We start from the raw sequence: 13,176 nt of genomic DNA, 5'->3' as shown, positions 1-13,176 counted from the left end.
GCATCAGGCCTTCGAGAGGAACTGACGGACGGTTTCCGTCAATTCGTGGTGGGACACCGGCTTCTGGATGAAGGCGTTGGCGCCGGCCTCGGTGCCCTTCTGGCGCAGGTCCGCGTTCTTCTCCGCCGTCAGCAGCAGGATGGGAACCGAGCGCACCTGGGGCATCTGGCTGGCGCGCACCTCCTTCACGAAGGTGATGCCGTCCATGCCGGGCATGTTGATGTCCGCGATGACCAGACTCACCGGGACGAGCCGGAGAATCTGCAGCGCTCGGGTCGCATCGTCCGCCTCGACGGTCGAGACCTTGAGGTTCATCAGGTAGATCTTGACGATGTTGCGGACCGTCGGGCTGTCGTCCACCAGCAAGACGTTGGTGCTGTGGGTGGTCACTGTGATGCGGCTCCTCCGCAGGCCCGCGCTTTGCGGGAAGCCCCTGCGTCTGTTCAGGACTCTACCGTGAGCGCTCTCACGGGAGAAAGCGGCACCCCGGGCCCGCCGTGGTAGCGAGCGGGCAGGTGCCAGATGACCCCGGGACAATTCCCGGGGTCCTCGCATGCGCGGGAAAACCGCTACTCGGCTGCCGGCTTGGGGGCGTTCGCTGGGAACTCAGCGGCCTCGGCCTCCGTATCCACCGGCGGCGCCCCCACCGCGTGGTAGCCACCGTCCACGTGCACCATTTCGCCCGTGGTGGAAGGCAGCCAGTCGGAGAGGAGGGCGCAGGCGGTGCGGGCCACCATGTCGTGGCTGTCCTTGGCGCTCCAGCCCAGCGGCGCCTGCTTGCCCCAGCCCTGCTCCAGCGCCTTGAAGCCGGGGATGCCCTTCGCGGCCATGGTGGACAGCGGGCCGGCGGCCAGCGCGTTGACGCGGATGCCCTTGGGGCCCAGGTCCCGCGCGAGGTAGCGCACCGTGGCCTCCAGCGCCGCCTTGCACACACCCATCCAGTCGTAGATGGGCCAGGCGATGCGGTTGTCGAAGTCCAGCGTGACGATGGAGCCGCCCTTCGTCATCAGCGGCAGGCAGGCCACCGACAGCTCCTTCAGGGAGAAGGTGGAGATGCGGAAGGCCGTCTGCACGCTCTCCCAGGGGGTGTTGAGGAAGTTGCCGCCGAGCGCGTCCTCGGGGGCGTAGGCGATGGAGTGGAGCACGCCGTCCACCCGGTCCCACCGCTGGCGCAGCGACTCGGTGAGCGCGGTGAAGTGGGCGGGGTTGGTGACGTCCAGCTCCAGCACCTCCAGGCCGGGCTTCAGGCGCTTCGCGCTCCGGTCGGTGAGCGACTTCGCGCGGCCGAACCCGGTGAGGAGGATTTCCGCGCCCTGCGCGAGCGCAAGCTCGGCGATGCCGTAGGCGAGGGACTGGGGCGTCAGCACTCCGGTGATGAGCAGCTTCTTGCCTTGGAGCAGCATGAAAGGCGGCCTCGTCGGATGGGAGAGAAGGAAACGCGCTTCCTACCACTCCTGACGGGTGGAGCGGGACGAATCCCGGGCGTTTCCGGGTCTCCAGGGGGACGGAACGGATGCGCAGGTGACGGATGCCGGGGCGGGCGTAGAGCCCTTCAAGGTGAAGCTGCACTCACGTGGCGCATGAATCCACCTGCTTCCCACTGAGCGGACCGGCGTCCGGGCAGCCTCGGAGGCTCAACAAAGATGCGGCGAAAAACCCCCAACGGGGCGCCCTTCCAGTAAAAGACGACACCGCCATGGCGAATTTCCAGGACACGTTCCTTTCCGGCGCCAACATCGACTTCATCGAAGGGCTCTACGCCCGCTACCTCGAAGACCCCGCCAGCGTGGATGCCAGCTGGCGCGAGGTGTTCGAGCGCAATGATGGCGCCGGCAGACCCATCTTCAGCACGAAGCTGCTGGAGGCGGCCGCGGCCCCGGTGGCCCCCGCCCCTGGCAAGACGAATGGCAAGGCCACCGCCGCCCTGACGCAGGTCGTGGCGCAGGCCCCCGCCGCCGCGCCCGCGCCCGCCCAGGACATCCTCGGGCTGCAGGCGAAGGTGGACCAGACGATCACGGCCTTCCGCCTGCGCGGCCATCTGCGCGCGAAGCTGGACCCGCTGGACCGCCCCCGCCCGCCGCTGGAGCACGTGGCCGACGTGGGCATGGTGGACGACGGCCACTTCTCCGCCCGCGAGCGCGAGCAGCTCGTCGAGTGCAACAACGTCTTCCCCGAGCAGCGCGTGCGCCTGGGGGACCTCCTCGGACGGCTGCACCGCACGTACACCGGCGGCATCGGCGTGGAGTTCATGCAGATGCTCGACAGCGGCCGCCGCCGCTGGCTGATGCAGCGCATGGAGCACAGCGAGAACCGCACGGACTTCTCGGTGGAGGACCAGCGCCACATCCTCACCCAGCTGTCCTACGCGGAGGGCTTCGAGCACTTCCTCCACACCAAGTACGTGGGCGCCAAGCGCTTCAGCCTGGACGGCGGTGAGTCGCTCATCCCCATGCTGGACGCCATCACCGAGGTGGGCACGGCGATGGGCCTCAAGGAGGTCGTCATCGGCATGGCCCACCGCGGCCGCCTCAACGTGCTGACGAACATCCTGGGCAAGAAGCCGGATCAGATCTTCAGCGAGTTCGACGGCCCGAAGGACCCCAAGGCCTACCTGGGCCGCGGCGACGTGAAGTACCACATGGGCTTCTCCTCGGACCGGACCACGCGCCAGGGCCGTCCGGTGCACCTGTCGCTGGCCTTCAACCCCAGCCACCTGGAGGCGGTGGACCCGGTGGTGGAGGGCCGCGTGCGCGCCAAGCAGGACCGCGGCGGTGACACCGAGCGCACCGGCGTCATGCCCCTGCTCATCCACGGCGACGCCGCCTTCATGGGCCAGGGCGTGGTGCCCGAGACGCTCAACCTGTCCGGCCTCAAGGGCTACACGACGGGCGGCACCGTCCACATCGTCATCAACAACCAGGTCGGCTTCACCACCGACCCGCACGACTCGCGCTCCTCCATCTACGCGACGGCGATTGCGCAGATGCTGGACATCCCCATCTTCCACGTGAATGGGGACGACCCGGAGGCCTGCGTCCACGTGGCGCGACTGATGGCCGAGTACCGGCAGACCTTCAAGAGCGACGTCGTCATCGACCTCATCTGCTACCGCCGCTACGGCCACAACGAAGGCGATGAGCCCTCGTTCACCCAGCCGGCGATGTACGACATCATCCGCAAGCACCCGACGGTGCGCACGCTCTACGCCGCCGCGCTGGCGGAGAAGGGCCGCATCTCCGCGGACGAGTCCGAGGCCATCAAGCAGCGCTGCCAGCAGGAGTTCGACGCGGCGCTCACCCGCGCGCGCCAGGAGAGCCAGTTCAAGGAGCCCAACGCGCTCGAGGGCCTGTGGAAGCCGTACCAGGGCGGCGCGCTGAAGAGCGCCCCCCGGGTGTCCACGGCGGTGGCCAAGGACGTGCTGTGTGACGCGCTGAAGAAGCTGTCCACGCTGCCGGAGGGCTTCAACGTCCACCGCGACGTGGAGCGCACCGTCATCAAGAAGCGCCTGGGCATGCTGGACAGCGGCGATCTGCAGTGGAGCGAGGGCGAGTCGCTGGCCTACGCCACCCTGCTGGCCGAGGGCTACAACGTCCGCATCTCCGGCCAGGACGCCGAGCGCGGCACGTTCAGCCACCGGCACGCGGTGCTGCACGACGTGCAGACGGGTGAGGAGTACGTCCCCCTGCGCCAGTTCGTCACCGGCAAGGGCGGCTTCCACATCTACAACAGCGCCCTGTCGGAGATGGGCGTGCTGGGCTTCGAGTACGGCTACAGCCTGGACGTGCCGGACGGCCTGACGGCGTGGGAGGCCCAGTTCGGCGACTTCGCCAACGGCGCGCAGATCATCATCGACCAGTTCATCGCCGCGGCGGAGAGCAAGTGGCGCCGGCTCAGCGGAATCACGCTGCTGCTGCCGCACGGCTACGAGGGCCAGGGCCCGGAGCACTCCAGCGCGCGCCTGGAGCGCTTCCTGGACCTGTGCGCCGAGGACAACATCCAGGTCTGCTACCCCACCACGCCCGCGCAGATCTTCCACCTGCTGCGCCGCCAGGTGGTGCGCCCCGTGCGCAAGCCGCTCGTCATCATGTCGCCCAAGAGCCTGCTGCGCCGCCCCGAGGCCACCAGCAAGATTGAAGAGCTGGCCACGGGCACCTTCCAGGAGGTCATCCTGGACAAGGTGGCGCCCGAGGGCGTGACGCGGCTGCTCTTGTGCAGCGGCAAGGTGTACTACGACCTGGTGAAGGCCCGGGACGAGCGCAAGGACGACAGCATCGCCATCGTCCGGCTGGAGCAGCTCTACCCGTTCGCCTACGACGAGCTGGCAGGCCTCGTCGCGAAGATGCCGAAGCTCGCGGAGCTCCTGTGGGTACAGGAGGAGCCGCGCAACGCGGGCGGCTGGCACTTCATGTTCCCCCGCCTGCACGACCTGGCGTCCACGCGCTCGCAGCAGCCGGTGAAGATCGGCTACATCGGGCGCGCGGAGGCCGCCAGCCCTGCCACCGGCTTCCCCAAGACGCACGAATACGAGCAGCAGCTCATCATCGAGGAAGCCATCTTCCGAGGGACCAAGAATGGCCGTTGAACTGAAAGTGCCTCCGCTGGGCGAGTCCATCACCGAGGCCGTCGTCGGAAAGTGGAACAAGAAGATGGGTGACGCGGTCTCCGCCGACGAGCCTCTCGTCGTGCTGGAGACGGACAAGGTCACCATCGACGTGCCCGCTCCGACCTCTGGCGCCCTGTCCAGCATCTCCTTCAAGGAGGGCGACAAGGTCCGCGTGGGCGAGGTGCTGGGCCTCATCGAGGCCGGTGCCGGCGCCTCCGCCGCGAAGCCCGCGGCCGCCGCCGCTCCCGCCCAGGCGCCCGCTCCCGCCGCCGCTCCCGCCGGGGCGTCGGTGGACGCGCGCATGACGCCCACCGCGCGCAAGGTGGCCGAGGAGAACCAGGTCGACCTCACCCAGGTGAAGGGCAGCGGCGCCGGTGGCCGCATCACCAAGGAGGACGTGCTCGGTCAAATCAGCCGTCCGGCCGCCCCCGCCCCCGTGCAGGCGCCCGCCGTCCCGGCCGCGCCCGCCGGCCCCCGCCCCAACGCCGCGCGCGAGGAGCGCGTGCGCATGACGCCGCTGCGCAAGCGCGTGGCCGAGCGCCTCATCCAGGCGCAGTCCACCGCCGCCATGCTCACCACCTTCAACGAGGTGGACATGGGCGAGGTGATGGCCCTGCGCAAGAAGTACAACGACAAGTTCCAGGCGAAGCACGGCGTGAAGCTCGGCTTCATGAGCTTCTTCATCCGCGCGTCCGTCGAGGCCCTCAAGGCCTTCCCGCAAATCAACGCGGAGATCGACGGCGAGGACGTCATCTTCAAGCACTACTACGACATCGGCGTGGCGGTGAGCGGCAGCCGCGGCCTCGTGGTGCCGGTGGTGCGCAACGCGGACAAGCTGGGCCTGGCGGACCTGGAGAAGACGGTGGGCGAGCTCGGCACCCGCGCCCGCAACGACAAGCTGGGTCTGGCGGACCTGCAGGGCGGCACCTTCACGATTACCAACGGCGGCATCTTCGGCTCCATGCTGTCCACGCCCATCCTCAACCCGCCGCAGACGGGCATCCTGGGCATGCACAACATCGTCGACCGCCCCGTGGTGCGCGACGGCCAGATTGTCATCCGCCCCATCATGTTCGTGGCCCTCACGTACGACCACCGCCTGGTCGACGGCCGCGAGGCCGTGCAGTTCCTCGTGCGCGTGAAGGAGTGCATCGAGGACCCCGAGCGGCTGCTGCTCGACGTCTGACGCGACGCGGCTTCACCGCGCCCAAACCTGCGCGAGACATGCTGAATATGAGTCCCGGGTTCTTGGCAACTCGGGCATTCCGGGCGGCCGGCTGGACTTCCAGCCGGCCGTTTCACTACAACGAGGAGTGTCTCCCGGTAGTCGGGGGGCGGGAAGAACGGGCGGCTCTCCCCACACCGCCCCGCAAGACTGAGGAAGTGCAATGGCAACCGGTACCGTGAAGTGGTTCAACGACGCGAAGGGCTTCGGCTTCATCACCCAGGACGGCGGTGGTGAGGATGTGTTCTGCCACCACTCGGCCATCAACATGGATGGCTTCCGCACCCTGGCCGAGGGCCAGAAGGTGGAGTTCGAGGTCACCCGGGGCCCCAAGGGCCTGCAGGCGCAGAACGTCCGCGCCGCGGGGTAACGCGTCCGTCGGCCACTCCTTCCGGACTGGCAGATGAAACAGAGGCCCGGCCCCCTTTCCAGGGACCGGGCCTCTTGCTTTCCAGCACAGGGCGCTCGAGCAGGCCGCGCGGGGCGCGGACCGAGCCGGGCCGCGCGGACTACAGGTTGCGCTTGAAGTGGTCCATGACGCGCTCCCACTGGCGCTCGGTGACGACGGGGTCGGGCACCATGTGCGTCAGGCCGCTCAGGGGCAGCAGGTCGTGCTGCTTGCCGGCGCGGAAGAGCGCGTCCGACAGCTTCAGCGTGTGGAAGAAGTACACGTTGTCATCCGCGGTGCCGTGGATGAGCAGCAGCTTGCCGATGGGCTTGTCCTGCTTCGCGTAGGTGAGCAGCGAGCTCTTCTCGTACGCCTCGGGGTGCTCCTGGGGCACGCCGAGGTAGCGCTCGGTGTAGTGCGTGTCGTAGTCGAGCCAGTCCACTACCGGGGCGCCGGCCACCGCGGCCTTGAAGACATCCGGGCGCTTGAGGACGGCGAGCGCGGACATGTAGCCGCCGAAGCTCCAGCCCTCGATGCCCACGCGGTTGATGTCGATTTCGGGCACCTCCTTCGCCAGCTCCTGGATGGCGGCGGCCTGGTCTTCAATCGTGACGGTGGCGAAGTCGTACTTCACCTCGCGCTCCCAGGCGGCGCCGCGCAGCGGGGTGCCGCGCCCGTCGAACTTCACGACGAGGAAGCCCTGGTCCGCCATCCACTGCGCCATCAGGTGGGCGCCCATGTTCTGGTGGACGACGGTGGTGGTGGGGCCGCCGTACACCTCGACGATGACGGGCAGCTTCTGGCCCTTCTTGAAGTCACGCGGGCGGACGATGGAGGCCCAGAACTTCTTCGGGCCCACCTGGCGCACCTCGAGGTTGGGCACGAAGGGCGGCTCCTCGCCGATTTCGGGCAGCTCGCCCACGCGGGTGCCGTCCGCACGCAGCACCAGCGTCTTCGGCATCGACTTCGGGCCCGAGGCGTTGAGCATCAGCAGCCCGCCGTTCTTGGAGACGGTGCCGCCCTCGGTGCCGGGGCCGGTGGCGCCGCTGGACACCTTCTCCGGGGCGCCGCCGTCCTTCACGCGCCACATGTAGCTCTCGGTGGGGTTGGGGCCACCGTTGAAGTAGAGGGTGCGGTCCTTCTGGACGAAGCGCGACAGCGCGCGGAAGCCCGCGTCCGGCTTCACCAGGCTCTTGTCCAGCGAGCCGTCCGCCTTGCGCAGCTCCACCTCGGGACCGCCGTTGCGCTCGGTGTACCAGAGGAAGCCGCTGCCATCCTCCAGCCACAGCGGGAAGTCCTGGTCCAGGTTCACCCAGGCGTTGTCCTTCTCCACCAGCAGCTCGCGCGTCTTGCCGGTGCGCGGGTCCACCGCGAGCAGCTGCTCCTCCGTCTGGTTGCGGTTCTGCACCAGGACGGTGAGCTGCCCGCCCTTGGGCCACGTGACGGTGGCGAGGTACGGGTACTTCGTCGCGTCCCAGCTCACCCACGTCGTCTTCCCGCCCGTGACGGGGACGACGCCCAGGCGCACCTTGGCGTTGGCCTTGCCGGGGCGCGGGTACGCGAAGTCCTCGCCGCCGCGCTCGGGGTGCATGACGTCGACGATGGTGAGCTTCTCCACCTCGGAGGTGTCGGACTCGGTGTAGGCGACGGACTTCGCGTCCGGGCTCCACCAGTAGCCGGAGAAGCGGCTCATCTCCTCCTGGGCGACGAACTCCGCGAGGCCGTGCGTCTTCGTCTCGGTGCCGCCCGTGGTGACGCGCTGTTCCTTATTGGCGGCGATGTCGATGCGGTAGACGTCGTGCTCGCGCACGTAGGCCACCTGCTTGCCGTCCGGGGAGAACTTCGGGTCCAGCGTGCCCGCGCCGGTCTTCAGCTCCGTCACCTTGCCGCTGGCGCGCTCCACCACGTAGAGGCGGCCGGACAGGGGCACCAGGAGGCGGGTGCCGTCCTCGGAGATTTGATAGCCGGTGAAGCCCCGGGCGCTGACGCGCATGCGCTCGCGGCGGGCCTTCTCCTCGGGGGTGAGCGTCTCCTCGGCGCCCTTGAGGATGGCCTCGGGGGTGAGCAGCTCCTTCGCCTGCCCGGACTCGATGTCGAACGCGTAGAGCATCTGCACGTTCGAGGTGGGCGAGGTGCGCAGGAAGAGGATGGACTTCTCGTCGGGGGCAATCTTCACGCCCACGGGACGGCCGCTCATGAAGCGGCGCGTCTCCGAGTACTGGCGCAGGAAGGGGTCTTGCTTGCGCTGAGACTGGGACATGACGGGTAGGGGCTTCTGCTCCTGGGCGACGACGGGGAGGCTCGCGAGGAAGAGCGCTGCGGTGAGAACCTGGCGCATGCTTGGTCGAATACCCGCGGGGGGCGGGTCTCCTTTCACGGAAAGGTGCGGGGAAGCCTACACTCGGCTGCCGCGCGGCCCGCACAAACGCTCGGCAGGCAGGAGGATTCCCGAGGTCATGGAGACAGAAGACGACGCCCTGCGGCACCTGCGGCTGGCCGGGGTCATCCGGTTGGGGCTGGGCGGCGGACGGGGGCCGACGGACGCGTACGTCTTCGACCCGCACCGGCTCGCCCTGCCCTCCTGGGCCTTCGCGCTCGGCGAGTCCGGACCGCCCGCGCTGCTGGTGTCGTTGGACAGGCACCTGGACACGGTGGTGCCCCGGCACCCGGAGGCGGTGCCGGACCGCTCCGCGGGAGTGAGGGCGCTGGACGAGCACGCGCGGTACTCCCTGGACGTGCGCAACTACGACCACCTGCTCGCGGCCATGGAGGCGGGGCTGGTGGGGGATGCGCTGTTGATTGCGCGGGCCCGGCCTCGCGGCGCGTTCGCGGGGGAGACGTACGTGGACACACGCGGGCGCGCGCACCGGCTGGTGGTGGTGCCCACGGTGGACCGCGCGGCGGAGGCGTGGAACCACCCGGCCCCGGGTGACGCGGTGCGGGACGTGTTGGAGGGCGCGGAGCAGGTGCTGCTGGACGTGGACCTGGACTGCTTCACGTCCCTGAGCGACGCGGACCCGACGACGGTGCTGCCGTGGCCGAAGGGCATCATCCGCGAGTTCCTGCTGCCGGAGGGCTCGGAGCCCTTCTGGGACGCGGTGCTGGGGAAGACGGCGGCGCTCACGCTGGCGCGAGAGCCGCATCACTGCGGGGGACTGCTCGCCTCGGGGGAGTTGTTCCGCGATGTGGCGGAGGTGCTGTTCCGCGAATTGCTGCGCACCGAGCTGCCGTGAGTGGCTGAGGAGCAGGGGCGTCGTGATTCCACGCCCTCGACGGCCGGCCAGGCGAGCGTCTTACGAGAAAGCCATGTATCGCGGCTTGTGCAGGCCTCCACTACCCGGGCGAGTCTTGTTGAGCCGGGAAGCCAGAGGCTACGCTCCCTTCTGCGTCGTGGCGCATCCCAGCCTCCAGCTGAGCTTCGGGAACGGAGCACCTTTGCATGTCTGGCGATGACGGGCACTTCGGGGGCAGGGCCCTCAACAAGCTGCACCTGTCGGTCAAGAACAGCACGGAGAACGGTGCATGCCTGACCGGACATGAGTCCAGCTTCAGCCGCTTCAACAAGAAGAACAGCTGCAACTACCGCTACCAGGGCTACGAGCAGGCCGACAGCAAGGCCGCCATCAAGAAGAAGCTGCACAGCTACAAGTCGGCGACCATCCGCAAGCCCATCGAGACCTCCGCGTACAAGAGCGACAAGGGCGACATGACGCCGGCCTACTACTGCGCCGTCCTGCCCCCGCCCGAGGACGGTGACTGGGACATCGGTGGGCCCATGCGGGACATCACCCGCAAGACGTTCCAGGGCAAGAAGATCAAGATTCCCAGGGCACACAACTTCACGCAGGACACCTGGCCCTACTGGAACAACGCCCACCACCTGATTCCCAAGGGGACCCTGAAGGAGCGCATCCACCAGGAGGAGGTGAAGGTCAGTGACCTCATCCAGGCGGCGCTGCTGACGGCCAAGTACAACATCAACCACAAGGTCAACATGCTGCTGATGCCCCAGGACCAGGAGGTGGCGAGAATCCTGGGCCTGCCACGGCACATCCAGCTCAAGGACGGTGACGAGCCGGACATCACCGCGATGTGCACCGACCACCCGCTCTACAACCAGCTGGTCATGGACATGCGTGCGGGACTGGAGACCATCGTCACGGGTTACCGCGACATCTGCAAGAGCGCCCTGGACAAGGTCAAGAAGACCCACAAGACACCCAAGGCCACACTGGACAAGACGAAGCTCGAGAAGCTCTCGCAGCGCCTCCTGACCCTCATCCTCACCTGGAACACCCAGGGCACCGGCGCCAACAAGCGGAAGGGACAGTCCCTGGACGGGATGTCAGCGAAAATCCGCCCCGCGCTGAAGAAGCTCAAGCCCTCCTGACGAACGCCATGGACTTCCACCTTCTCAATCACAGACCCACCGTCGACCCGGACTACTGCATCCTGGATGACTTTCCAGAGGGCCTCGGCCTCGACTCGTACAAGCTGGGCAAGGGCGAGCGTGTGGGGAAGGACTACCCGAAGAATGCCCGCATCTACATGACCGACGACTTCTCCGGCATCGCGCTGCCGGACCTGGTGAGCAACACGCGCAACATGCTCATCGTCAGCAAGAAGGTGAAGGAGAGCATCGAGCGCGTGAACAAGGGGCCCACCGAGTACCTGCCGGTGGCCATCTACAATCACAAGCGGCGGCTCGCCTCCGCCGACTACTTCATCATCAACCCCCTGGGCACCTTCGACTGCCTGGACCTGAAGAAGTCCCGCATCGAGTACCACGAGGGGGACGTCGTCGGAGTGGACGAGTTCGTGCTGGACCCCAAGAAGCTCAAGAAGGCGCCGGACCTGTTCCGCGCCCGCGAAGACCCCGTTGCGTACTTCGTGAGCGAGCGGCTCATCGGTGAGTGGCTCGATATGGAGCCGCGCCCGACCAACATCCACTTTGTCGACCTGGACAAGGTCTAGTGTCCGCGGAGTGTGACGGTTGAAGCCCAACTACGTCGGCGTCGCCATCAAGAACTGTGGGCTGTCACTCGAGGACGTGCTGCCCGAGGTCGTCAAGGTCGCGCCCAAGCTGAAGTACTACCAGCACATCTGCCTCATGTACCGCCGCATGGCGGCGGGCGCGCTGCTGGCGGGGGGCGACCCGCAGCCCTTCTACAACTACCTCTTCCGCAGCTCGCGCGCGTTCCTCCATTTCCTGCAGACGGCCCCGGACGAAGAGAAGGTGACCTCCAAATCCGAGCCCTTCCTCGATGCCATCGCCTGCCGTGACAAGGAAGGCGCGAAGGCCATCGCGAAGGCCTCTCGGACGACACTGGCCCCCGGCAAGGAGTACGAGGAGGACTTCCTCTACATGCGCATCCTGATGGAGCGCTTCTACCTGGGCGCCTCCCCGGCCACGCTGAAGCACCTGCTGGCCGAGTACGCCGGGTTCGTGGGAACCAATACGGACCCACACCTGGACCTGTGCCGGGCACTCGTCGCGGCGGACCAGGAGGCCTTTGACGAAGCGTTGGCTGCCGCCATCGACGTGCGCGTCAAGCGCATCAAGAAGGAGCGCAACCAGGAGACCCTCCACCCGGATGAGGCCGCCACCCTCGCCCACGTCTCTCCCGCGGTGCTGGCGTGGCTCGAGCTGGCCGAGGCAGCGGGCTTGAAGGTGGCGCCGGACCACCCGCTCGCGCCCCGCACGGCGAGGCTCTTCCACCGCATCCAGTTCCCCGCCCCCGACGCATGGCGCACCGCCGAGCAGTTCAGCACCGTGAGGACGCGCAAGACGCCATGAAGGGCACGCTCATCACCGGCCTGGGTCTGGTCTCCAACGTGGGCAGCGACGTCATCACGGCGTGCGCGGCCCAGCGGGCCGGGCTGACCTGGCGCGCGCCGCTGACCGGCCACTGGGCCTTCGACGACGGGGACGAGCTGGAGGCCGCCATCCAGGGTGCCCCCGTCCCGGGCTTCACGGAGGGATTCGTCCAGACGGGAGCGTGGATGCGCCTCGCGCTGGCCTGCATGGAGGACCTGGTCCGGTACGGCCAGCTGCCCTCGCACGAGGACACGGTCTTCTGGCGGGAGACCGCGCTGCTCTGGGTGCTGCCGGAGCTCGTCTTCGAGCGGTTCGGCTGGCCGGGGCCGGAGACGCCCCACCTGCTCGAGCAGCACTGCGGCCGGCTCCTGGAGAGCCTCTCCCGCCTTCCCTTCAAGCACGTCCCGGACGCCTTCTTCCCGCAGGGCGCGGCGGGGACGGCCGCCGCGCTTCAGCGGGCCTCGCGGCTCATGGGCTCGGGCGCCGCGCGGCGGGTGGTGGTGCTGGGCGTGGACTCCTGGCTGGACTCGCTGAGCATGGGCGTGCTCGTCCGGGAGAATCGCCTGAAGAGTGGGGAACGGCCCGTGGGGCTGTGCCCGGGAGAGGCCGCCGCCTGCGTGCTGGTGGAAGACGCCGAGGCCGCGAGGCGCCGGCAGGTCCCGGCGCAGGCCTGCCTCCTCGGAGCTGCCCTGCGCCCCGCTCCTGCCCCCCTGGATGAGGACGCCCCCGGCGCGTCCCGGGTGAAGCTGGCACCCGCCATGGCCCGCAACCTTGCGGAGGGGGTGGAGGAGGTGCTGGGACTGGCCGGCCTGCCCCGGCCCTTCCGGGGCGACCTCCTCGTCGACCTCAACGGAGAGGACTGGAAGGCGCGCGTCTGGGGCCATGCCCGGACCCTGCTTGCCGGCTCCGTCGATGCGAGCCGCTCGCGACAGGTGTACCCGGCCACGTCCTTCGGGGACATCGGCGCGGCGAGCGGCGTCGCCGCCATGTGCCTGGCGACGCGCTCGTTCGTGCGGAGCTATGCCTCCGGAGAGCAGGCCTTGATCTGCTCCATCTCCGACAACGGCGACACCGCCGCGATGCTCGTCGGAAGCCCCCGGGCCGGCAACGCGAAGGCAACGGCCTGACGCGGTGCCGCGGGG

General features: G+C 68.4%; 11 protein-coding genes. 8 read left to right on the top strand and 3 right to left on the bottom strand.

From position 1 onward, the window contains the following. Positions 1-3: 3 nt before the first annotated feature. Positions 4-390 (bottom strand): response regulator, encoded by a 387-nt coding sequence (locus G4D86_RS32630; protein WP_163998002.1) that lies wholly within the window; start codon positions 388-390, stop codon positions 4-6. A 179-nt stretch (positions 391-569) separates the two neighbouring features. After that, positions 570-1,403 carry an enoyl-ACP reductase FabI gene (fabI, locus tag G4D86_RS32625; RefSeq protein ID WP_163998001.1) on the bottom strand — a complete coding sequence of 278 codons (834 nt, stop codon included), beginning with the start codon at positions 1,401-1,403 and terminating at the stop codon, positions 570-572. A gap of 293 nt (positions 1,404-1,696) precedes the next feature. Between fabI and G4D86_RS32620 the strand changes: the two genes are divergently transcribed. The 3 genes from G4D86_RS32620 (at position 1,697) to G4D86_RS32610 (ending at position 6,198) form a co-directional block, all read left to right on the top strand. Beyond that, positions 1,697-4,582 (top strand): 2-oxoglutarate dehydrogenase E1 component, encoded by a 2,886-nt coding sequence (locus tag G4D86_RS32620; RefSeq protein WP_163998000.1) that lies wholly within the window; start codon positions 1,697-1,699, stop codon positions 4,580-4,582. Next, on the top strand, positions 4,572-5,789 hold the full coding sequence (odhB, locus tag G4D86_RS32615) for a 2-oxoglutarate dehydrogenase complex dihydrolipoyllysine-residue succinyltransferase (protein WP_163997999.1): 1,218 nt from the start codon (positions 4,572-4,574) through the stop codon (positions 5,787-5,789). The genes G4D86_RS32620 and odhB overlap by 11 nt, the downstream gene beginning before the upstream one ends. A gap of 202 nt (positions 5,790-5,991) precedes the next feature. Beyond that, a complete protein-coding gene (locus G4D86_RS32610) occupies positions 5,992-6,198 on the top strand; it encodes a cold-shock protein (RefSeq protein ID WP_120526528.1) in 207 nt (68 codons plus the stop codon). Between the two features lie 139 nt (positions 6,199-6,337). Here the strand turns inward: G4D86_RS32610 and G4D86_RS32605 are convergent, their stop codons facing one another. Continuing rightward, positions 6,338-8,554 carry a S9 family peptidase gene (locus G4D86_RS32605; RefSeq protein WP_163997998.1) on the bottom strand — a complete coding sequence of 739 codons (2,217 nt, stop codon included), beginning with the start codon at positions 8,552-8,554 and terminating at the stop codon, positions 6,338-6,340. A 118-nt stretch (positions 8,555-8,672) separates the two neighbouring features. Between G4D86_RS32605 and G4D86_RS32600 the strand changes: the two genes are divergently transcribed. The 5 genes from G4D86_RS32600 to G4D86_RS32580 all read left to right on the top strand — a co-directional run bounded on the left by G4D86_RS32600 (position 8,673) and on the right by G4D86_RS32580 (position 13,161). Continuing rightward, entirely contained in the window at positions 8,673-9,449 is a 777-nt protein-coding gene (locus tag G4D86_RS32600) for a UPF0489 family protein (RefSeq protein ID WP_163997997.1), read from the top strand. Between the two features lie 206 nt (positions 9,450-9,655). Continuing rightward, positions 9,656-10,606, top strand: coding sequence for an AHH domain-containing protein (locus G4D86_RS32595; protein WP_163997996.1), 951 nt, complete (start codon positions 9,656-9,658; stop codon positions 10,604-10,606). Positions 10,607-10,614: 8 nt separating this feature from the next. Further along, positions 10,615-11,190 (top strand): imm11 family protein, encoded by a 576-nt coding sequence (locus tag G4D86_RS32590; protein ID WP_163997995.1) that lies wholly within the window; start codon positions 10,615-10,617, stop codon positions 11,188-11,190. 19 nt (positions 11,191-11,209) lie between these two features. Then, positions 11,210-12,013, top strand: coding sequence for an immunity 49 family protein (locus G4D86_RS32585; protein ID WP_163997994.1), 804 nt, complete (start codon positions 11,210-11,212; stop codon positions 12,011-12,013). Next, entirely contained in the window at positions 12,010-13,161 is a 1,152-nt protein-coding gene (locus tag G4D86_RS32580) for a hypothetical protein (RefSeq protein ID WP_163997993.1), read from the top strand. The genes G4D86_RS32585 and G4D86_RS32580 overlap by 4 nt, the downstream gene beginning before the upstream one ends. Positions 13,162-13,176: the final 15 nt, after the last annotated feature.

The sequence above is a fragment of the Pyxidicoccus caerfyrddinensis genome (assembly GCF_010894405.1).
Classification (GTDB): Bacteria; Myxococcota; Myxococcia; order Myxococcales; family Myxococcaceae; genus Myxococcus; species Myxococcus caerfyrddinensis.
This window is presented reverse-complemented; position numbering and strand designations above follow the sequence as displayed.